This window comes from Rhodobacter sp. P2_H5 (genome assembly GCF_056403335.1).
On sequence record NZ_JBFUFS010000012.1, the window covers coordinates 22,783 to 43,475 of the forward strand.

At 59.9% G+C, this 20,693-nt stretch carries 21 protein-coding genes; 7 read left to right on the forward strand and 14 right to left on the reverse strand.

The features are described 5' to 3' along the window. Nucleotide 1 precedes the first annotated feature (1 nt). Both AC1DVR_RS15975 and AC1DVR_RS15980 read right to left on the reverse strand, forming a co-directional pair. On the reverse strand, nt 2-1,957 hold the full coding sequence (locus AC1DVR_RS15975; RefSeq protein WP_478001690.1) for a phage terminase large subunit family protein: 1,956 nt from the start codon (nt 1,955-1,957) through the stop codon (nt 2-4). A 37-nt stretch (nt 1,958-1,994) separates the two neighbouring features. Beyond that, a complete protein-coding gene (locus AC1DVR_RS15980; protein ID WP_478001592.1) occupies nt 1,995-2,606 on the reverse strand; it encodes an elements of external origin in 612 nt (203 codons plus the stop codon). A 94-nt stretch (nt 2,607-2,700) separates the two neighbouring features. Between AC1DVR_RS15980 and AC1DVR_RS15985 the strand changes: the two genes are divergently transcribed. The 3 genes from AC1DVR_RS15985 to AC1DVR_RS15995 are packed head-to-tail and all read left to right on the forward strand — an operon-like array spanning nt 2,701 to nt 3,803. Next, nucleotides 2,701-2,910: a hypothetical protein gene (locus AC1DVR_RS15985; RefSeq protein WP_478001593.1), complete on the forward strand. Its 210-nt coding sequence runs from the start codon at nt 2,701-2,703 to the stop codon at nt 2,908-2,910. Between the two features lie 12 nt (nt 2,911-2,922). After that, nucleotides 2,923-3,471 carry a hypothetical protein gene (locus AC1DVR_RS15990; protein ID WP_478001594.1) on the forward strand — a complete coding sequence of 183 codons (549 nt, stop codon included), beginning with the start codon at nt 2,923-2,925 and terminating at the stop codon, nt 3,469-3,471. Further along, complete coding sequence (locus AC1DVR_RS15995) at nt 3,468-3,803, forward strand: hypothetical protein (protein WP_478001595.1); 336 nt, start codon at nt 3,468-3,470, stop codon at nt 3,801-3,803. The genes AC1DVR_RS15990 and AC1DVR_RS15995 overlap by 4 nt, the downstream gene beginning before the upstream one ends. Before the next feature lie 35 nt (nt 3,804-3,838). On the opposite strand, the gene AC1DVR_RS16000 is transcribed toward AC1DVR_RS15995, so the two are convergent. The 8 genes from AC1DVR_RS16000 to AC1DVR_RS16035 all read right to left on the reverse strand — a co-directional run bounded on the left by AC1DVR_RS16000 (nt 3,839) and on the right by AC1DVR_RS16035 (nt 9,529). Continuing rightward, nucleotides 3,839-4,762, reverse strand: coding sequence for an HNH endonuclease (locus AC1DVR_RS16000; protein WP_478001596.1), 924 nt, complete (start codon nt 4,760-4,762; stop codon nt 3,839-3,841). Between the two features lie 164 nt (nt 4,763-4,926). Further along, nucleotides 4,927-5,631: a pyridoxal-phosphate dependent enzyme gene (locus AC1DVR_RS16005; protein ID WP_478001597.1), complete on the reverse strand. Its 705-nt coding sequence runs from the start codon at nt 5,629-5,631 to the stop codon at nt 4,927-4,929. After that, nucleotides 5,628-6,581 carry a DNA methyltransferase gene (locus tag AC1DVR_RS16010; protein WP_478001598.1) on the reverse strand — a complete coding sequence of 318 codons (954 nt, stop codon included), beginning with the start codon at nt 6,579-6,581 and terminating at the stop codon, nt 5,628-5,630. Before AC1DVR_RS16010 ends, AC1DVR_RS16005 begins: the two co-directional genes overlap by 4 nt. Beyond that, nucleotides 6,574-7,365 (reverse strand): ParB/Srx family N-terminal domain-containing protein, encoded by a 792-nt coding sequence (locus tag AC1DVR_RS16015; RefSeq protein ID WP_478001599.1) that lies wholly within the window; start codon nt 7,363-7,365, stop codon nt 6,574-6,576. Before AC1DVR_RS16015 ends, AC1DVR_RS16010 begins: the two co-directional genes overlap by 8 nt. 406 nt (nt 7,366-7,771) lie before the next feature. Then, the gene (locus tag AC1DVR_RS16020) at nt 7,772-8,182 is read right to left on the reverse strand and encodes a DUF6362 family protein (protein ID WP_478001600.1); all 411 of its coding nucleotides are present in this window, start codon (nt 8,180-8,182) and stop codon (nt 7,772-7,774) included. A gap of 18 nt (nt 8,183-8,200) precedes the next feature. Further along, on the reverse strand, nt 8,201-9,058 hold the full coding sequence (locus AC1DVR_RS16025) for a helix-turn-helix domain-containing protein (RefSeq protein WP_478001601.1): 858 nt from the start codon (nt 9,056-9,058) through the stop codon (nt 8,201-8,203). Then, a complete protein-coding gene (locus AC1DVR_RS16030; RefSeq protein WP_478001602.1) occupies nt 9,055-9,249 on the reverse strand; it encodes a hypothetical protein in 195 nt (64 codons plus the stop codon). The genes AC1DVR_RS16025 and AC1DVR_RS16030 overlap by 4 nt, the downstream gene beginning before the upstream one ends. Before the next feature lie 10 nt (nt 9,250-9,259). Continuing rightward, the gene (locus tag AC1DVR_RS16035; RefSeq protein WP_478001603.1) at nt 9,260-9,529 is read right to left on the reverse strand and encodes a helix-turn-helix transcriptional regulator; all 270 of its coding nucleotides are present in this window, start codon (nt 9,527-9,529) and stop codon (nt 9,260-9,262) included. 310 nt (nt 9,530-9,839) lie between these two features. Between AC1DVR_RS16035 and AC1DVR_RS16040 the strand changes: the two genes are divergently transcribed. The 4 genes from AC1DVR_RS16040 (at nt 9,840) to AC1DVR_RS16055 (ending at nt 15,425) form a co-directional block, all read left to right on the forward strand. Beyond that, nucleotides 9,840-10,433, forward strand: coding sequence for a hypothetical protein (locus tag AC1DVR_RS16040; protein WP_478001604.1), 594 nt, complete (start codon nt 9,840-9,842; stop codon nt 10,431-10,433). Nucleotides 10,434-10,598: 165 nt separating this feature from the next. Beyond that, entirely contained in the window at nt 10,599-11,825 is a 1,227-nt protein-coding gene (locus AC1DVR_RS16045; protein WP_478001605.1) for a tyrosine-type recombinase/integrase, read from the forward strand. Between the two features lie 172 nt (nt 11,826-11,997). Further along, nucleotides 11,998-13,080 (forward strand): HNH endonuclease, encoded by a 1,083-nt coding sequence (locus AC1DVR_RS16050; RefSeq protein WP_478001606.1) that lies wholly within the window; start codon nt 11,998-12,000, stop codon nt 13,078-13,080. Nucleotides 13,081-13,217: 137 nt separating this feature from the next. Beyond that, a complete protein-coding gene (locus AC1DVR_RS16055) occupies nt 13,218-15,425 on the forward strand; it encodes a CHAT domain-containing protein (protein ID WP_478001607.1) in 2,208 nt (735 codons plus the stop codon). A gap of 386 nt (nt 15,426-15,811) precedes the next feature. Here the strand turns inward: AC1DVR_RS16055 and AC1DVR_RS16060 are convergent, their stop codons facing one another. The 4 genes from AC1DVR_RS16060 to dcm form a co-directional block, all read right to left on the reverse strand. After that, nucleotides 15,812-16,963 carry a hypothetical protein gene (locus AC1DVR_RS16060; protein ID WP_478001608.1) on the reverse strand — a complete coding sequence of 384 codons (1,152 nt, stop codon included), beginning with the start codon at nt 16,961-16,963 and terminating at the stop codon, nt 15,812-15,814. A gap of 386 nt (nt 16,964-17,349) precedes the next feature. After that, on the reverse strand, nt 17,350-18,672 hold the full coding sequence (locus tag AC1DVR_RS16065) for an MvaI/BcnI family restriction endonuclease (protein ID WP_478001609.1): 1,323 nt from the start codon (nt 18,670-18,672) through the stop codon (nt 17,350-17,352). After that, nucleotides 18,587-19,126 carry a very short patch repair endonuclease gene (locus tag AC1DVR_RS16070; RefSeq protein WP_478001610.1) on the reverse strand — a complete coding sequence of 180 codons (540 nt, stop codon included), beginning with the start codon at nt 19,124-19,126 and terminating at the stop codon, nt 18,587-18,589. Before AC1DVR_RS16070 ends, AC1DVR_RS16065 begins: the two co-directional genes overlap by 86 nt. Next, nucleotides 19,119-20,351 carry a DNA (cytosine-5-)-methyltransferase gene (gene dcm, locus AC1DVR_RS16075; protein WP_478001611.1) on the reverse strand — a complete coding sequence of 411 codons (1,233 nt, stop codon included), beginning with the start codon at nt 20,349-20,351 and terminating at the stop codon, nt 19,119-19,121. The genes AC1DVR_RS16070 and dcm overlap by 8 nt, the downstream gene beginning before the upstream one ends. Between the last annotated feature and the right edge of the window lie 342 nt (nt 20,352-20,693).

Sequence of the window (20,693 nt, forward strand, 5' to 3'; positions counted from 1 at the left end):
TCTAGAACCACTTTCCGCGCCTTGGGCCCATCCATCCGGACGGCTTTGGCGCTTGTTGCGTTGTGCGCGGCAGGGGCGCGTTAGGGCGCCCTGCCACTTCCACTTCTTCCCGGCCCGGCTTTGGGGCCGGATCGAGTTGCAATTCCATCTGTTCCCAGCGCGGCTCGTCCCAGCGATCGAGGCCCATCAGCCAGGCGGCGGCCCGGGCATAAACCCGGTTGTCGAGGGCCTCGTTCCGATCCCGGATCTTCTGCCATTCCAGCTTTGGAAAGCCGTGCCGGGTCTTGATCGTCACCAGCTGCTCGGCCGTCAGCTGGCGCACCCATTCCGAAGTGATCCCGCGAGGGATGTGGACGAATCCGGACGGCCAGGCACCGCCTGCTGCCACCTCTTCGTCGGTCGGGGGCGCAAGGCGCAGGTAACGATAGGTTTCGGATTTGAAGACCGACACCGCGACTTTCCAAAGCTGCACGCCGCGACGGATTTTATGGCCGCGCTCGGTCACCTCGACAAAGGTCGGCCCGTCCACCGGGCTGGACCGGTCAAATCCACCGACGCCCTTGACCGCGATCACTTGGCCCCGACCTTGCGCCCGTACCCAAGAATACACCGCGTCGGTTGTGACACCGTCGCCGGTGTCGATGGCAAGACGCGCCAGGCCCATCCGCTGGCCGCCTGCATGTGGCCAAGTTTGGCTCAGGATCGCCGTCACCTGATCCCAGGTTGCAGGATTGGCGATTTCACCTTCGACGACGATATGATCGACGAGCCACGACCGCAGATTGCGACCCCAGCCCCAGACATCGACCTCGATCCGGCCTTCACGTTGGACGTCCGCCCCGGCGGTCAGCACCAGAACGCCGTCCGGGACCTGTCCCAGCTGCCAAGGCTCGCGCCGTTCATACACCCGCTGCCAGTCGGGGGCCTCGCCGCGCTCCTGCCAAGTCTCCCCCAGAACCGTGTTCTTCAGGGTCTTCAGGGCGGCGTCATTGCCCTGGGCGGCTTCCCAGCCCCTCGCGATTTCCTCCCAAGACAACCAGCCCAACGGCGAATAGAGCCCGGATATATGGAAGCCCACGATGCCCGCCGCTTTCGCCGCGGCCACTTGCTCGGGGGACGCTATCGGCATCCAGTCGGCACCATTGGCCTCCGCCATCATCCAAGGCTTGTGGCGTTCCTCGATCGCTTCCTCGCAGGCCTCGCAGACATAGTGGGTGCGATCGGGCAGGCCTTTCGGCCAGTGCAGCCGTTCGAATTTCAGCCATTGCAGGACTCCGCAATGCGGGCAGGGGACGTGATAACGCTGCTGGTCGGACGCCTCATATTCCCGTTCGATCCGACTCACTCCTTTGATCGTGGGGGTGGAGGCGAGGAACAGCTTTGAGCGATGCCCGAAGCTGATAGTCCGTGCTTCGGCCAAGGCAATCGGATCACCCTCGCCGTCGACATCACCCGGATAGGCATCAACCTCGTCCAGAAAGACCCAGCGCGCGGGCATCGACCGCAGGCCGACCGCGGAGTTGGCGCCGGTCAAGATCAACTGGCCGCCCGGAAAGCGCTTGCCCAGAACTGTGTTCCCGGCATCCCGCGACCGCGACGGCAAGACCAGCGCGCGCAGATCCGGGCTTTCCTCGATCAGCGGGTCGATCCGTTGCTGCGACAGACGCTTGGCCAGATCGACCGTGGGCTGCACCGCCAGAAACGGCCCCGGTGCGCGGTGCATGCAGAACCCGATCCAGTTGTTGCCCGCCTCAGTGGCGCCGACCTGCGCCGCCTTCATGAACACGACGCGCTGCGCCGGGTTGCGCGGCGACAGGGCGTCCATCACGGCTTTCATGTAGGGCGTCCGCGCCGTGCGGTAGGGCCCCGCCTCCGACGCCGCTCGCGACGACAAGACGCGGTGGCGGTCGGCCCATTGCGAGACGGTCAGCGAAGGATCGGGGGCGAGCCCTGCCATCCAGGCGCGTCGGACTTCCTCGGCGCCGTCGAAGGTTTCAACGGAGCTCAATCTTGACCTCCGCCATATCCGTCAGGTGTGCACGCAGATACATGTCCAGAACCTGCTCCATCCGATGGGCATCGACGCCCAGTTCCGCCGCCATGTTTGCCGCCACCCGCGGCGGCCAGTTCAGCCAGGCATCGCGCTCGCGCCGGGCCAGATCGAAAACCATCGCCGTCGCCCGGGCCCGATCGATGACCTCGGCCTTCATCTTTTCGAGCCGGACTTTGGCGGTCTGGGCTTTCAGAACTTCGTTGGCCATCCGGGCGCGCAGGAACGATACCTCGCCGCCGGTCGCCTCGCCTGGGGCCGGGTCGGTTCCGGCATCGCGCAAGGTGTCGGCGACCGCTTTCAGCGCCGCTTGCGGCACCGGCCTGGTGGCCGCCGCCGCCCTGGTCGTTCCGGCCGCCGTCTCAAGGGCCATCAGGCGGGCCTGTTGGCCACGTTGTTTTGCCGGATCGGTCTGGGCGCCCCATTCGGAATCCGCCCGGGCGGGGTCAATTGTACCGTCGGGCAGCGTCGTGATGCGCCCTGTGGCAATGGCTTTGCGCACCGCCGCCTCGGAGACGCCGCGCTGCGCGGCATAGCTTCGCCGGGACACTCCCATTCTGACCGAAACCTCATTTATTCAGTGACTTAGGAGTTGCTCTCTTTTGGTCTCGTGCGCTGTCTGCACCCATCGCAACGCAATGGAGACCACCATGAAACCCCTGACGACCCACGAAGAATTCTGCTTGAAGAACGCCGCCCACTTTGTCGCGGCCCGCGGCCGGACGCCCTCAACCCGCACCCGCCAGCAATTCGCCACGCTGCCCGAGGCACAAGCCTTCGGGGCCAGCATCGGCGACGGCCGCACCATGATCTACGCGGTAACCTCCCTCGGCCATTCCGCCCACATCATCAACGCCTAAAGGACAAAGACCATGAAAACCAAATCCCTCACCGCCGCCCAAATCGACACGCTTGCTCAGCACCTTTCCGAAGCGCCGATCGCGCCCAGCGCCAGCGCCAAGAAGGCGGGTGACAATCTGGCGCAACTCTTGGTCGCCGGGATCGGCGAGGAGCGCGCCGCCCTCACCTTCACCTCGATCATGTCGGCCGACACCTTTGAGCAGGCCGAGGCCCGGCTGATCTTGGTTCTGAAATACGGCAACAACGAACCGTCCACCGAGACAACCCCGGCGATCGCCGAAGAACCGGCGGCAGCTATTGCCCCGGTGATCGGCAAGCGCCAAGCCATCCTCGATCAGGCGCAGACCGGCGCCTTGCCGCAGCCGCCGGATTTCTCCAAACCCACCCACGCCCGGTTCCGCACCAAGCTGGCGCAGATCGTGGCTTTGGCCGAAGCGGGCGACATCGCCGGTTTGCAGGCCTTCGAGATCAACCCGGTCTCATCCAGCCCGAAAGCCATGGCGCGCTACCGCGACCTCTGCGTCCTCGCCATCACCGCCCGCGCGCCGGTGGTGGCATGAAGATCACCCGCGAATTCTGCCCCGGCGACCGCTATGCCTACGATTTCGGCCTTTGCAGCTACGAGAACGGCTGGGCGCAGGTCGATACGGCGCAAGATGCGTCATACTTCGGGACTTGGGCCAACCCAACCCGACTGGTGATCTTCAGCTATTGTGAGGGCGACACGACCTTGAAGGAGGCCGCGTCACCCGAGGAGTTCGCCGCCGAACTGCGGGAGATAGATGAGTGGAACCGGGCGCATGGTTACGGCCCGGCCCGGATCGATCCGGGGTTTGCTCCGGAGATGAAAGCGGCGTTTGAGGGTCTTGGGCTGGCGGATGTCCTGCACTAGCGGAACTAAAGAAGGCGAAAGCTCTAGAGTACTCGTCAAGTGCCGTCGACGGCCACGGCTGGGCCACCGCGATTCAGCGCAATTTCTTCGATGGACACTGGCGAAAGCTTGTCTGAGGCCTTTGCATGTGCCCATCGATGGCAAGTTGGACACAGCACTGCGAAGTCGTCAACTCGACTTTGCCTGTCACCGGCTGCAAGTGGCCGAAGATGATGAGCGTCAAACATGCCGTTGGCCGCGTCGGCGAAGCCGCAAGCCTCGCATACGATGACACCGCTATTCCGTGATCGGTTCAAGTCTTTGACTTCACGCGCCAGCTTCGGATCACGCTCGGCCTCCTGCGAAAGTTTCCAAATTCGCTTTCCTTCGGCAGATGAGCTGTCGAGTTTCGGATACATAGTTCCAAACATCATCACTCTTCCCGGGTCTTTGAATCCCGGAGGCAAAGCAATTTCCCAGCGTCGTTCAACTTCCCAATCTTTGAGTGCTTCCCATAGCTCGTCTATTTGTCCTTCGGGCCGGATCACGGAATCGAACGCATTCGTCAAAATCCTGCGGTCTGCGAAACCCAAGTCTTCAACCAGCCTAGGATGGCCCTTGATCGTGTATATTTCCGAGACGATGATAGCGACTGGCCATTGGGCGAGCCGCTTGCGCAGCCCATCGTCTTGAACAAATGCGGTCGTTTCGCCGTAAACACCAGTTCCACGAACTATCTCAAGAACGCGTCCTCGAAGGCCTTCTGGAACCTGATCGCCGCCGCCTATTGTGATGAAGTAAGGTCGCTCAATCGCCTTTTCAGCCGTGATCCGTGCCTGCGAAAAGTGTGCTTTGTCCTTTACCGCGGGATCACCTCTCGAACCAAAGCACATTACAGGTTCACGCGATGTTCCCCAAACTGCCTTTACGCCCATGAGGTCACTGGACGTCGCAACTACGTCTTGGAGAACTATCGGCACTATTGGCTCCGCAAAAGAGAACTCTGTCTGAGTCTGAGTCTATAACCTATTGATGGCAGGAGAAAACCGCCCTCTCTTCGTTCTTCCCGTCGATAGCCATGTTCGCTTCTTGGYCGTTTGAAAATACCTAGCCATTGAAAGCGATGGCACTTTGTTGCCAAATTTCATGCCCTTGGTAGTGGTGCCACGTTCCAAAACAACACCTGTCCTGGCCCACGCATCGCCGCACAGAAATCCCAAGCCTTTGCGTCATAATGCGGGTCCGCCGGGAAGGGCGCGCCCATGATAGCCACCTGCCCGAAGGCCCGGGGATAGACATGGATGCGGGCGCCAGCGACATCCTTTGGCGCAAGTTCCCGCCCGATCTGCACGACGTGGCGCCTTGCATTCGGCCAGGCCAGCGCTAACCCGCGCGCCAAAACGCCCGACCCTGCTGCGCACCATACCTCGTCCGGTTCAAGGCCGGTCTCTTGCGCGGCGGCCGCGATTGTCTCGATGCCACCCGGGATGTCTGCCCCGAATGGGATCAGCGAAGCCCCGCTGTTTCGGCAATATTCGCGGGCCCGGCTTTGAACCACGGTCAGATATCCCGGCAACACGGGCACCACCTTGGCGCCGAGGCGGGCGGCTTCCAACGTCCGGGCGTGTGGCTTGGCGCGCTGAGCCACGAAAATCGTCGCCTTCTTGCCCAAGGCTTTGGCGATATGCGCCAGAGCGGTCTGGGCGCCGCCCTCGGGCGGGCTGGCATAGACGGCCTCTTGCACGCCATCGAACACCTTACCGATGAACCGGGCCTTGGTCCCGCCGGGGTGCAAGTCATCGCGGACCACCCAGATCCCCGAATGGGTTTGTACAATGGGCGCGGTCATTCCTGGGGTGCCTCGTCGGTGGCGCCATCGGCCTCGTCAATCTCGCCAAACTCCACCTGCCCAATCGCCTCCGTGGCCCGCTTGGGGTCTCCCTTGCAGAACACCAGCACATTCTGATGAGTGCGGCCGAGCTTGCGCGAGGCTTCAAACTGGCGCCCAGCACGGATCGGCAGCGACCCGACGGCGGTGACGAGGATCGCATCGTTGTAGAACCGGGCGCCTGCGGCTTCGAATGCCTCGACCGTTTTGCCGGGCAAATTCACGAAGAAACCGCCCGCGTCACGCACATCGCCGATCACCCAAACAGCGAAGCGATCGTTGCGGAGACGCGAGACCGCCCCGGCGATGATCTGGGCGTAAGCGTCGAAGAAAGCATCTTTGCCCAGCGTGGAAAGGTCGGCCGGATCGTCGGAATAGACCTCAAGGTTCCAATAGGGCGGGCAGCTAAAGATCAGGTCGGCATCAACAGATTTCGCCAGAGTGGCGATATCGCGGCTGTCTCCGGTGATCCACTGCGGGGTTGGGCCTGCGCCCAGCGCGGCCTGGGCCCGATTGGCAGCGACCTGTTCGGCGCGGAGTTCGACGCCAACGTAGAACCGGCCCAATTGCGAGGCGACGATGCCGCGAACCGATCCGCCTGCGAAGGGATCGAGGACCATGCCGCCCTGGGGGCAGAACCAGCGATAAGCGATTTCGCACAGGACCGGATCGAAGATCGATGTGCCGGATGCGGTGGCAGCATCGGAGGCTTGGTAATGATCGGCAAGAAAGGCCTCGGTGGTCAACTCGTGGCCCAGTTCGGCCTCCTTGGCGCGCTTCTTGGCATAGAAGCTTGGGTCACCTGACGAATGAGACGGCATCAGGACGCCGCCGTTGGTCTTGTCGCCGCCGACCACATGCTCGCCGCGCATCAGGTCTTGGCCGAAAGTGCGGGCGGGCGACTTAACCATGGGCGGCTTCCTTTTTCTGGCGGCGAGCGGTGGCCGCCTTGGCGACCTGATCGGCGAGCCCACCGCCGCCGAGGATCGCGCCGTCGTTGAAGGCCTTGGCCGCACCCGGCTTGTAATCCTTGCGCGAGCCATTGCCGGGCATCGGACTGCCCCCGGGGCAGGCGCGATCACCTTCGCCGCGGCCGAGTTCAGAGCGGATGCCGATGTCCAGCCAGGCCCGCTTGCGATCCTGCCACCAGCCTTTGCGGGCATCGAGGATCGAGAAAGGCGGGATGCCAAAGCGGGCGGCCAGGCTCCCGGCGGACGAGGTGCCCGTTTGGGCGTCGCCTTCGCCAGCCCCGCCGCCTTGACCTCCACCGCCCAGCGCGCCAGCATCACCAAATTCAAACCCCGCCAGCAATTCCTCCAGTTCAGCTTCGTCAAAGCCGATCATGTCCAGATCGAAGTTCTCTTCGCGCAGCGCCGCCAGTTCCGAGGCCAGCATCGCGTTGTCCCATCCGGCGTTCTCGGCAATCCGGTTGTCGGCCAGGATCAGCGCGCGGCGTTGGGCCTCGGACAGATGATCCAGGACGATCACCGGCACCTTGGTCAGGCCGAGAGATTGCGCGGCCAAGAGCCGCCCGTGCCCGGCGATGATCACGTCGTCCTCGCCGATCAGGATCGGGTTGGTGAAACCAAACTCCGCCATCGAGGCCGCGATCTGCGCCACCTGATCGGCGGAATGGGTGCGAGCGTTGCGGATGTAGGGCACCAGCCGGGCGGTTTGCATCATGTCGATCTGCAAGGGGCGATCTCCTGAAAGGAAAAGGCCCGGTGACGAACACCGGGCCAGTTGAGGCAGCATGGAGGCGGGCGAAAACGACGGTCGGGGGGTGCGTGCGTACCTGCGAACCCAATTGTGCGAACCCAGGGCGCGAACCCAGAAAAAATGTGTGACGCTAGAGGCTTAGCGCGCTCTTGCCCCCCGCATGCGCCTCAAGCCCAGGTGGAACCAAGGCCGGGGGGGAGCATACGGGGGGCGAGGGATTGCGCCCGAGCGGGTGGTGGAGCCAAGCGATCTGTCGCCCATGTGTTCCACCATCCTATCTGCTTTATGCTCCAGAACCGGAAGAAGTGTCGCGCCCGAAGTTCAACGCGTTTTGCGGGTTGTCCTGCGGGTTGGCCACGCTTTCGCACGGTATTGCGCCGGTTTAATCCGGCACCTTCAGCTTGCGCTTTGATTTCGTTTGGGAATTCAGCTTCTTGGAAATGGTCAGAAGGGCTGCGGCCCAACGACGCCAAGCGGTCGATCGAACACACCCGGCGCGGATGCAGACCTGCCGCCAACGCGCGCCCTCGGCCCGAAGCCAGACGATCCGAGCATCCTCGGGATCGACCAGCAACAACCAGTCGAGGCATTCCTCCATCCGGGTGATTGCGGCGGCACTTGGGGTCACCCGCATCGGGGCTTCGGGCGTGTAGCCGTAGGCGTGCTTGGCATCATGCACTACGGCAGGCCAGTACGAGCTATAGCCCCGGGGCCGGTCCCTCTCAGGCAGACGGCGCAGGACATAGGCGGCTTCCTCGAAGCGATCCTCGATGTCGCGGGGGCTTAAGGTCATTCGGTTCTCCATCGGGGTTCAGTAGATTTGGCGATCCCGTAACGTGGCCTCGGTGACCAGCCCAGCTGCCAGAAGCGCTGCGCGCTTGGATGTGGACACGGCGCTGGGCGGGACGTAGCGGCCGGAATTGATCCACTCGGCGGTGCGGACCATGATTTCGTAGGCGGTGAGCGTGGGCACAGATCCCGGTTCCCCATCACTTTTTGCCTTTGCCGCCAGGGCCATCCGCTGCGCATGCCATTTTGCAATGGCCAGCGTGAAATAATCCCACGTCCGGATCGGGTCGGATCGCTTGTGCTTGGTCCGATCGGCCAAGGCGGGCAGGATATCCGCGGTGAGGTCATAGCCCTTCGCCAGCCAGCCCTCGATCACGGCACCAGTCGCCGTGATTGACGCCCGGGCGGGGCCGGTCAGGCCTTCGCCGCAGGCTGCAAGGCAGGCCATCTCGGCAGCGCCGCTCGCGCCTGCGTCACGCGCGGTAGTAGTTACTGGTTCTCTTACAAGGTTAGTGTCCAGAATCTGGACACGGCTTTTGGCAAAATCTGGACACGGCTTTTGCCCATTTCCATGTCCAGATTCTGGACACGGCTCACGGCCGAAATCCTCCTCAAATCCCAGAATGTAGCGGGTGGATTTCTGCTTCCGGGTGTCTTCATCGATCCGCCTCTGCCTGCGGATCAGCCCGGACATTTCCAGCTTTTCGAGGTGGACGTTCAGTGAGGCGCGGGAGATTTCGGCATCGGCCGCCAACTGGTCCTGCGACGGAAAGCACCCGAAATCCGGGTTGTGCCGGTCGCAAAGATGCCAGAGCACCAGCTTGGTCGCGGGGCTAAGCCCGCGCTGCTGGATCGCCCAGTTGGTGGCCTTGTGGCTCATAGCGCCGCAGTGACCGTGAGGCGTTTCACGATCGCGGCCATCAACGCAATGCGCTTGTCAGCCTCGTCCTGGCGCATTTTTCCCGCCCGGACTCGTGACCAGTAGTACTGGCGCCGCATGTCCAACTCGCGTTGTGCCTCGGTGATCAGAGCGGTGATGGAGAACGGGCCGTTTGCGGTGTTGATTGGCATGATTTCCCCCTCAACGCCGACCGGCTACAGCGCGGTTGGCACCGGCCTTGCGGGCCTCTTGGTCGCGCAGCCAGTCCCGCACAGCCTCCATCCGATAGAGCACCTTGCGCCCCACCCGGACGCAGGGCGGGCCGACCCGACGGGTCTCCCAGCGCTGCAATGTGTCGACCGAAAGGGTCAGTTCCCGGGCGAGGTCGGTGCGGTTTAGCCAGCCCTCTAGCAGGCCCGTGTCAACCTCGGGTTCAGCTTCGCCAGTTTCATTCAAGCCAATGTTTTTCATGTCTTTCCTCCGTGTCCGGCGCTCCCCGATCGGAGCAGCAAAATCCGCACGCCGAGACAACCACACGAAGGAGACTGGAGAAGAGGAGGAAACCGGGGGAAACAAACCGGGCAATTAATCCGGACCTTTGCCCACAGAAATCGAAGCAGGGCCCACGGATTCTGGCTTGCGAAAGGGCCAATATCTGACAACTTTGGGGAGAGCAGTTCACACATAGAATCGCCGGATGATCACCCCCACCGCGAGGCCGGGGGCCTGTTTTCGTGTTAGCGGGATCGGGGTCGTTCAGGGGGTCGAAAAGAGGTAGGTTATGGCGTTTCCGGCGCGGTATTTGTTCACCATTCTTGAGGCAGCGGCGCGCTGGACATGCAGCCCGACACAGATCGTGGACTGGGCGATTTCGGATGAAATCGACCTCGTTGCCGCGTTCAGAGAGGTAAAATTTGGCGACGAATCTGCGGCCGGTCTTCTCAGTGTGCCGGGGAGTGACGTCCGCCCGCTCTTCCGCCCATTCGGCGAAGCTGCGAAGAAAGTCTATGTAAAACAAGCTCGTCGTCTCAAGGCAGCGGACTGGCTGACGATCACAGCACCGGCCAAAGGCGCGAGGTTCTCCGCCGCCGACATCATGATCACCGCCGACGAGATCGAACGTTTCGAAGTCGCGCACGACATCAATCGCGCCCGCGGCGCTGGGCCTGGCGCTCCTGGAAAATACGACTGGGAGGGCTTCTACGTGGCCGTGGTGAAGCGCGTTTACGACCATGGTCTTCCTGTCACGCAGGCGGCCCTGATCGTGGAAATGCAGGAATGGTTTCTCGCCAATTCGGCACACGGTTCTGCCCCCGACGAAAGCACCATCCGCCAGCGGGTGAAGATGATTTGGCGTGCGGTAAAGGCGGCGTGACGCTCATCGGCCTCCTAGTACGCGAGGCCGCACTGGGCCGCAAAAGGACCGGAATAATTGCCAGTTTGTTTTCCCCGGTTTCCCCCTGAATTCCGGCGCGGGGCAAAGAGCAGGTTGCTCTTTGCCGATTCTCGATCCTCAGTCGGCCTGAACCGGAGGGCCCGCATGGGAACGCATCTGACCGAACGAGTGGTCAAAGCCGCCGAAGTGGGCGAGCGCAAGTATGTGATTTTCGACGAGGATTGCGCTGGCTTCGGACTTTGCGTGTTCGAGTCCGGCCGCAAGGGCTTCATCCTGATCTACCGCGCTGCGGGGCGGCAGCGTCGGATGACGATTGGCAAATGGCCCAGTTGGTCGGTGGCGGCCGCGAGGGACGAAGCTAAGCGTCTCAAGCGCGACATCGACCGCGGCGAAGATTCGATGGACATCCGCACGACCGCACGCCAGGCCCCGACGGTCAAGGAACTGATCGATCGCTTTATCGACGAGCACCTGCCGAAGCTGGAGGGCACCAATGCTAAGGACCAGATCAGCATGCTGAACGGGCTGGTCCTGCCGGATTGGCGCACCCGCAAGGTGGCGGACATCACCCCGACCGATGTCGATCGCTTGCTGACCAAAATCGCGCTGGGGCGGCCACGGCCGTCCAAGACTGCCCCCAAGACTAGGCGCAGAACCCCGCTAAAACCGCCCAAGCCGACGCCGATCCGGGCCAATCGGGCTGGCGAGGTGCTGCGCAAGATGTTCAGCCTCGCCGTGACGTGGAAAATGCGGACCGACAATCCGGCGACCGCCTTCCGCAAAAGGCCCGAAACCGCCCGCGAGCGATTCCTTTCGTTTGACGAAATCCAGCGGCTGGCCGATGTTCTGGATGACGATCACGAACAGCGCTCTGCGGGGATCATCCGCCTCTGCATGTTGACCGGTGCCCGCGTGGGCGAGGTGCGGACCGCCACTTTCGATCAGTTCAACCTCGATCTGGCAATCTGGACCAAGCAAGCCGCTTACACCAAGCAGCGCCGTGTCCATCGGGTGCCGATCTCCCACGAGGCGGTGGCACTGATCCGCCTGCGTCGCGTCGCCTCGCCGAAGGGCTGCCCTTTCCTGTTTCCGGGCGACATGCCGGGTCAACCGATGGCTGATTTGTCCCGATTTTGGGAGCGGGTCCGGGTCAAGGCCGACATCCCCGACGTTCGCATCCACGATCTGAGGCACACATTCGCATCCCTGCTGGTCTCGGGCGGGGCATCGTTGGAAATGATCGGGCGTTTGCTGGGGCATACCCAGATCGGTACCACCCAGCGCTATGCCCACCTGATCGACTCGCCTCTGCGCGCTGGGGTGAACGCGGTGGGGGAGATGCTGAAGCCGAGGCTGAAGGTAGTGGCATGACTGAAATACTGGCGCGCTGCCCTTATGTATGACGATCGTGAAGCGCATTTGCTGCCGTCATGATTGCCAACACGACGGTCGCCGGTCCCATTTGAATCAAATGATGTCAAGGAACTGGGGGCCGCGCTGAAAGGGGTTTCGGATACAATGTGTTGTCGCCTAGTCTCTGCACATGGAACTTGTGATCGCAGATAGTGATGGCCTCGGCTTGGACGCGACCGTAGAAGTCGAGCCGGGTGTGATCATTCTCCACAGCCGTGGGGGCGCAGTCGGGTCGCCCAATGTAAGAAACCGCGACTACAGTACCGGCCCGCGTATCATCCTCGGGCGACTTCTTGAGAAGCACCTCGAGATCGCCGGAGCTTGGGTCGACAGCAGCCGAGTGCAGACACTGCCGCTCGAAGAGCGAGAAATCCTGACACGTGCTGATTTTCCGGCAACCTCCGACACTCTGTTTACGCTAATGAGTCGCCGGATGCAGGCAATTGGCCGATCGCCAGATGCGGGACCGGGCCGGGGCAACTCTAGCAAGCGCATCAGGTTTTCGCTTGAAGGCCGATCGTCGCAGGAGATCGTTCAAGCAATTGGGGCGATCCCGAAAACGGTCATGTCCCGGCTAGACTCAAGACTTCCGGCGGAACTGTTGAGACAAGTCACTCCTGAACATATCTGGCAGGCGATCGCAGAAATTTCCGAAACCGGTCCGGGGAATGAATTTGGGCCGTCGACCGATTATGATCTGCTGACGGACAGTGGCGTACGATTACCGCCAAAAGCAGTTTTTGGCCTTGCCGCCAGCTTGGCCCTCAATTCTCGCGTCGGACCGGGGGCCTTTTCGTCTGGCCTCGACACGCCCTGTTTCGATTTGCTTCAGAAAGCCGGTTACCGGATTGTTGCAAAGGAGGAGGCAGTCAATCAACCGGAGCCACTCTCCGATGACGATAGGATTTGGGTGGAAGGAAACCCCCGGCTTGTCACCCATTTGCGCCGCGAACGTGGGCAGGGTCTATCTAACGCGAAGAAGGCCGAATTCATTCGGCAGCACGGTCGGTTGTTCTGTGAGAGATGCAAGATGGAGCCCGTGCAAGTTTTCGGCGACCAAGACGGTGACGCATGCATCGAGGTCCATCATCATTCGACAGCTGTCGCTCAAATGGACGAAGTGCATGAAACGCGCCTTAAAGATCTGAAGTGCCTGTGCGCCAACTGTCACCGCTACACTCATCGGGTCATGAAGCGTAGCCCTCCAAAATAACAGATGACATTCCTTCAACATTCATGATGAAGCCAAAGGGTGAGATATCAACTTCAAGTTATCACTGTGGACAAAGGCGATCACTATTGCCTCGAACTACTTGGTTGACGCATAGTGTTGAAAAGGTTGATTATAATATGCATATCGATTCGAAAATTCGTTTTCTCATGAGCGTTCCTGACTGGAAACCTGAAGAGGCTAGTCCATTTCAGGGCTTCTCTCTGTCGCTGTGTGCGAACAGCAGGTTTCTGCGCTTCGTTCATACTTTCCCAACTGACATTTACGAGCTAGCTCCTGCATCAATGCCAAGCCGGATCGCGCGGCGGATCTCAGGACAGCTTCAGATAGAGTGGCATGGCCAATCACCACGTGCACTCAGGTCGATGCTTGCTCCAATCGAGATGCCGTTTACGGTCGTCATTCTTGATGAGTCCGAGACGATTGCTGACTATCAACACTGGCTCGACAAGGGTCCTGGGCCGGTGACAGTCATTGCAAAGGATGGTGGCAATATTCCTTATGATCAACTGTCCTTTGACCGCCTCCGCAAACGGTTTCTCGAGATTTGCGACGAGCTTGAAGTGAACACTAAGCTCGCAGGCGTCCGCGAGGCCAGGGAAGCAATAGAGTCTTGGGTGTTACCAGATGAGCGGAAGCTACCCTATAAGCTTGGCGGGCATGGCACGATAGCTCCCAACCTCGCGGCGTTGGGCGTTTGTGGTTTCGGATCTCTTATTGATGGTCCGTTTAAACAGCATGGCGACGAGTCTCGTCATATTGAGCAGATCGTGCGCACCTCTGACTCTGTTTTGGACGAGCGAGAGGGTAACCCTCCAAGCAAAGCAAATCGCTTGTTTCCGCGCACGCCCGATCTGAATTTGTACCTTCCCGCGACTTACGATCTCAAAAGTTTGCCCTCCGTGCGTTCGGTCATTGATACACAAATGCGAAAGGACATGTTGCTCACACTGAGCATGATCGAAAGGCAGAACAGCTACGGCTTTGATATTAGCTCACCTGCCCAGATCAGGGCGATGATGGGAGGAAGCATCGAAGACCTGAAGGCTGGAGCCAATCCGGTCGGGAATCCGATAATGCGGATTAGGCAGCTGGAACTTCATCTTGGAACTGAAGCAGTCTCCTGCCTTGCGGCATCGGAAATTGGTGCCGTCATTCGGCTTCCCAATCGCATGAACCGTACAAGAGGTATTATTCGTGGCTTCGCACAGCACTACCGTGCTGACCGACCGCAAGTGCTTAAGCGAGCGGAGTTATTTCGAGGGGTTCAAAAGGCAATCGCTGCCGGATTTCCGGAGGAATTCTTCGAGGTTCTAAACCGCTCGTCGGGTGGTGTGCGTGTGATCTCTGATGCCCATGTCGAGTGGCTCGACGTGCGAGGCATCCCTCTAGGCCTGCGATACAATGTTTCGCGAATTCCTGTGACACCGGGCAACCTGTTTATCCAAAGCCTCGGGGCGAAGGAGCCGCTATTCGTCGCCCCCGACGCATTCAGCGAAGTCCTCGTTATCAGCGGTCTTCAAGAGGCGGATATCATCGCAAAGCAGTTCGAAATGGCATTCGACCATTTTGGTAAACTATGGCACGATAAGATCAATCTGAAATTCGTCAGGGTCAGATCGCGTCAAGAGATGGTGGATGCCATCAATGTCTTTCGAGGCATGCTTATGGTTTTCGATGGGCATGGCTCGCACGCGAAAGACGAGCCTGGTGTCCTTTGGCTTGGCGACGAGGCAGTCGATGTCTGGGAGTTGCGCGGCGAAATAACCCGCCCGCCACCAATCGTTTTGCTGAGCGCGTGCGATACCCATGCCGCCGACCGCAATCACGCTACGGTTGCGAATGGTTTCCTCATGCTCGGTACGCGATCCGTGATCGGGTCTGTCTTTCCGCTCCACGCAACCGACGCGGCGATTTTCGCCGCGCGACTTCTTTACAGGGTTTCGAAATTCATACCGGCGGCAGTCAAAAGTCTTGGGCGCTCGATCACTTGGCTTGAGGTCGTGTCGGGGATGCTGCGCCGTCAAGCAATGACCGACATTCTCCGTCACTTTGAGACCAAGAAATTGCTTCCTAACGATTGGTCGATTGAATCGACCACGCATCTGCAGATGCTCGCCGACGTGAGCAGTCCCGATCCATTCGCGAATGTTCAGGCAGAAATGGCGAAGTGGGGGATGACAGTCAATGATTTAGAACGCGAACTTCATAGTGCCTTGGCCAGCTCCAGCACCCTCTCCTATCTACATCTCGGCAGACCGGAGACCATCCTCATCAATTCAGTGGAGAACTTGGAGAAGTTCTTCGCTGAAGAGTCTGAGGGCTAGGGCAAATATAGGCTCAAACAATTGATTTGAAGAGATTAGCGGTCTCACGCCACGAAGACGGAACAGCAGCTTCTGCAATCCGGATACACCGTTCCGGACAGTCGCACGGGCTAGCGGCGGTGTTTGGCGGACAGCGCGCGATTCGAGGATATATGCTAAAGTAGTCCACTGGCGCTCGTCTCCGGCATAAGCAATGTGGCTTTTGGGAAATTGCGAGTGTCAGTCTAACGACCGAATGGGGTGCGAAGCGGACGTTAGTGTCGATATGGTCGAGTGACAGCTTAGCGCCGCATATGAATAGCTGTTAAGTCTCGCGCGTTGCTGCGACCAACGCGCCCACCCCGATTGACGGGATCTCCGGGCTGGGCGGTTGGCTTCAGAACGGGCTATGAAGCCTTCGCATTCTTGTCCGGTGGGACGCCATGCTGCCCATAGGCGTTCAGCATCATTTGCGTATACTCACTTGTGCTTGACGTCACCTCGCCCAAGCCGGGCCAAGCGAAGGGTATCGTGTGCCACATCGTTTCGAATTCAACTTCAAGACCAAGCAGTTCCGCTACGGCGATAGCCTGAGTCGGAACCTTGTCCTCCGGCCAGAGATCTTCCTCAAGGCTGATCCAGACGCCGTTCTCATCGTCGACATTGATCTCAGCCTGTAGGGCACCCAGCCTTTCGCTGATGTTGGCCGCGTCATCGAGCAGAGCGCTACGAATGAGAAGGATGATCTTCTCTTCGTTCAGGTCGAGCTTGGGCCTACCATCAACAATCCGGAAATCAGGTTTGTCTCCATCGTCTGCCTTCACGGGAAGGAAAGATTGGCCCTCATCATCAGACCAGAAGGGGGTGGCGAAGATGTCAAGAGGCGATGACCCGCACTCCGGGCAATGCCAGAGGTTTTGAGCTATCTGGGCGCCTGTGATCTTTCCATCGCAATGCAAACAGAACCACACATCCGAATCATCACCGCTCAGCGGATGGCGAACCGCTCCACTAATATTTGGTTTTGTGGACCGTCGGGGCCAATCGGTAGAGATTTCCGCACGAACCTTAACAGACCGATCCCTGGCCAGCTTGAGCGCTGTCTGAAGGAATTCCTCGTCAAGGACCGGGCATTCTCTTTCCTTATCTACAAATGTCTCGACGATCGGGATCGCACCAGGGTTCTCAGATACCCTGATACTCCATCCCTCTCCGGCGATGATGACGTCGTGGAGAACCACTTGAAGACGATATACATGCTCGCCGATCATGCCATGTTCGGCCCGATCGAGGTATGCAAAGCGCCGGTGCATTGCCTCAGGATCGCCCTCCCGGAAGCTTACCTCCGGAAGCGCACGAATGACGAACGCTTCAACACGCTCCATTTGTTCAGTATTGGCCCGCCAACCTTTCTTGCTGGCTGACATTACCCTGTTCCAGTGAGCAAAGCCCAGCTCTCCGGCAATTAGATCAAGAGCTTGATGCTGTGCGATCCTGTTGGAGCGCGCGTAGCGTTTGGTCAGAGCTTTAAGTTTGCGAAGTTCGTTTGTTACGGTCATTTTCCATGTCCTGGAATGATCCGACCATGTGCCCGCTGATGATCAGACCCTGCCGCTTGGCATGGAGTCACACTTTCTGAACTTTAACGCTGACATAGCTTTGCGTGGCGGACACACCGGCCCGCGCTTAGGGCCGTGTCCTGTATGGCAAACACAAAGTTGGCGGTCAAGTGTATCTATGCTTGTCGGTCGCGACCCGGCGAACCGTGCTTTGTTACATTCATCTTCGTGCGAGTGCTACGGATAGCAAGGGCGCTTGGACGAGCGGACCTTTCGCGTGACAAGCTTGAGTGACTGGTCAGGGGAAGCAGCTCCTCAGCGCCACTGCAAACTCGACAGACAGGAAGAAGCCGAAACTGTCAATTCAGAAACAAAGCTTGACGCGTCTATGATAGGTCGAGGTCGACATGGTTCCGATACAGCGCGCCAATCGATTGATGCGCCACACGAAATTGGCTTCTGCGCTTAACCGCAGGTCGGGCAGTTGCAGCGCCTTCCATCTTGATACCAGGATCGTAATAGACGGCTCCACGTGCAACGGCCAATAGAAACAGAAGAAAATCCGTCTCCTCGCAAAGCTGGACGATTGATCCATACCGGTATCCTGGCGGCGGGTTACGGGACAATGACGGCACATAAGCGGCTTTCGCGTGCTTCCGGTTCCAGTGATCCATCAGCCCACGCAGCCCCCATGACGCGGCGATCCGTTCTCTGACGTCCAGCAGCACGAGTGCGCCATCAAGGTCGATGATCTTGCCCGTTGCCGGATCGAATCCGGTTATCCGCAGCGCGAGCCCCGTATCGGGGTGGTAATCACCGCCTGCCCGATACACGCCGCCGAAATTGATCCTGTCCGGACGTCCCGTCTTGTCCGCATAGCCGAACTCGCGGAGGAAGGCCTCGACGCCGTCACGATAAATGCCCCCGGTGGGCTCTGGTGTCATCAGCGTCACCGGGCTTTTGGGCCGGTAGTTGGTAAAGTCGATGACCCCGTATTGCTTGATCTCCCAGCCGAGGAAATCCGGCTCAGAGTAACCGTTGGGCGATATACCAAGTTCAGCTTCAAGCGTGTAGCCGCCGCCATTCAGCGCGCTGTAAGGTTCGGGCAGGCCGCTGCGCCCGATTTTCTGGGAATGTATCCAGCCTTTCAGGTGGATCGCTCTGAGCGCGGCAATAAGTGCATCGCGGGAATTGCCAACCCCGGCCCGAAGGGGCGTCAAATCGAGAAACACTCCGGCCCGATCGACGACGCCTGCTGCGTCGAGGCCCGTGACAACTGGCGTGTCTGATGCTGCTGCGTAGCCAAGGATGCGGCCGTCACCGCATATTCCCAGAAACAGCACCCGGCCCGGATCGCGGGATCGCATGAGATCGGCGGGCGCGCGCTCAGCGCCGCGCAGAAAGCCCGACATCCGCACTTCGGGGTATTTAGGGTAGAGGATCAGCTGCGCATCCGGCGCAGGCGACAGACCGTTTTCATCGATCCAGAAAAACCGGAGGTCGGCCTTGTCGCGGCGTCGGATGCTGCCAGCGATGACGGTCTCGTCGCTCGTCACCGGCGCGTGCGGCAGAATGTTCAGCGCCCCGAAGCCACCGCCGAGATAAACTTGGTTCTTCGAGTTATCATTCGCTGCAAGCCTTTTGGTGTAGAAGCGCACGGCCCCCCGAGCCTGCATCATGTCCAGCAGTTTGTTCAGTGAATCGATCAACCGGCTGGCCCTGAATGGAAAAGTTCATATCGGAACCCTCGAGAAAAGCAGCAGCCCTGTCAATCACTTCGCCGATCGACAGCCGCCCCGAACCTCTGACCGCGCATTCCCAGATCAGGCCAATCCGCCAGCCTGCTGCGTTGAGCGCTGCCTCATTCCGTAAATCTCGGCGCACATTGCCGCCGATTTTCTCCCGCCAGAATTCCTCCCGCGTCTTAGGCCAATGAAACTGCGGGCAATCATGTCCGTGCCAGAAGCAGCCGTTCACAAAAAGAACTGCACGGAATTTCGGAAACACCAAGTCAGGCTTTCCCGGCAGCTTCCGGTCGTGCAGCCGATACCGGAAACCGCGCCCGTGCAGCAGCTTGCGGATCAGCAGCTCAGGCTTTGTGTCGGAGCCTTTGATCGCCGCCTTATTCCGGCTGCGGGTTTTGGTATCGTGGACGTCAGCCAACCTTCAGCGCCGGAGGCTCAGTAGCCTGCCGCATCACCGTGGCGATGTGGGGTCGCATGATGCGCGCGACCTCGGCAAACACCGGCACCGCGACCGAATTGCCGAACTGTTTGTACGCTTGAGTGTCGGAAACCGGGATGCGGAAATCGTCGCCATATCCCATCAGCCGGGCACATTCCCTTGGGGTCAGGCGCCTTGGGTTGTTTCCCGCGCCGCGGCTGATCAGGATCTCGGAGCCGTCCTTGTAGTAGCGCGCAGAAAGTGTCCGCGAGATGTCGGCGCCATCGACGAGGCCAAAGCCAAATCCGTTGCCTTTTGCTTTGTGCTTGGCCGCATAGTCCTGCAGATACTGCCACAGCCCTGGTGTCAGCGTATATTTGCCGCTGACCTGTCCATTGGGCGCGACGGTGAAATGTCCTTCCGGGCGCTCGCTGCCGTCCTCCGGGTGAAGGATGTCCCGCAACCGCCGGTGTCCATAGGCAGGCAGGTTGAGATCGTCCCAAGAGAATGCGACCTTGTCCCGGAAGCCGACCATGACGATGCGCTCCCGATGCTGCGGCACGAAATGGCCCGCATCGATGACACGAAGGTGGAGGGAGTAGCCAAGTTCCTCAGCCAGCTTGCGCCGGATCACCTCGAAGGTGCGGCCGCGATCATGGCTGGTCAGGTTCTTCACGTTCTCAAGCAGGAACGCCGCTGGCCTGTGAGCTTTCAGAATGCGCAGGACATCAAAGAACAGCGTGCCCTGCGTTTCGTCCTGAAATCCGTGCAGCCTGCCAAGCGCATTCTTCTTCGACACCCCGGCAATCGAAAAAGGCTGGCAGGGAAAGCCTGCCGCTAGAACATCATGATCGGGAATGTCGGTAGCTACCACATCACGGATGTCACCGGCGATCGGCCTGTTGTCGGGGTAGTTCGCCAAGTAGGTCTGCTGGGCAAACCGGTCCCATTCTGAAGTGAACACGCACCGCCCACCGGCGGACTCCATCGCCCGGCGAAGCCCCCCGATACCTGCGAAGAGGTCAACGAAAGTGAACGACGGTGCCATCGGGGTCGCGGCTTGCCGCGCAGCCACTTTCATACGCATCAGTTCCAGGACGCCCTCTCGGGGCTGTTCATCGCCCCGCTTAAAGCGATAGATATGACCCTCAGAGTAATCGAGTACCTTGGCGGCCTCCGGAACAGTAAGGCCCGTCTTCAGAAGCAGTTCCTCGAACTCGGTCATCAGCGTCCATCCCTCTGGGTATTTTTCTAACACAATGTCGGAGTGAGTCCCCTTTTTCAAGAACATTTAGCCAACAAACTGTTGCAAAGTGGTAAACGGCGGGAGGTGTGCCGGCGACGATGCAAGTCGGCGCTTTTCCGCTTTTCGTGTTTCCACGTTTCGGATCTGGAAGCGACTTCAATCGGCCGACACCCTTCGACGATCGAGTTCGCCAACTTTCTTCGAACTTGGCAGGGCGTTTTCGAACGAACCGGCCTCCGAACAGATTGACAAATTGTTGCAAATGTGGGCGGATAATGCTGATCGATTTGCGGGTTGGAACGCCCAATCTTTGTCTGGCAC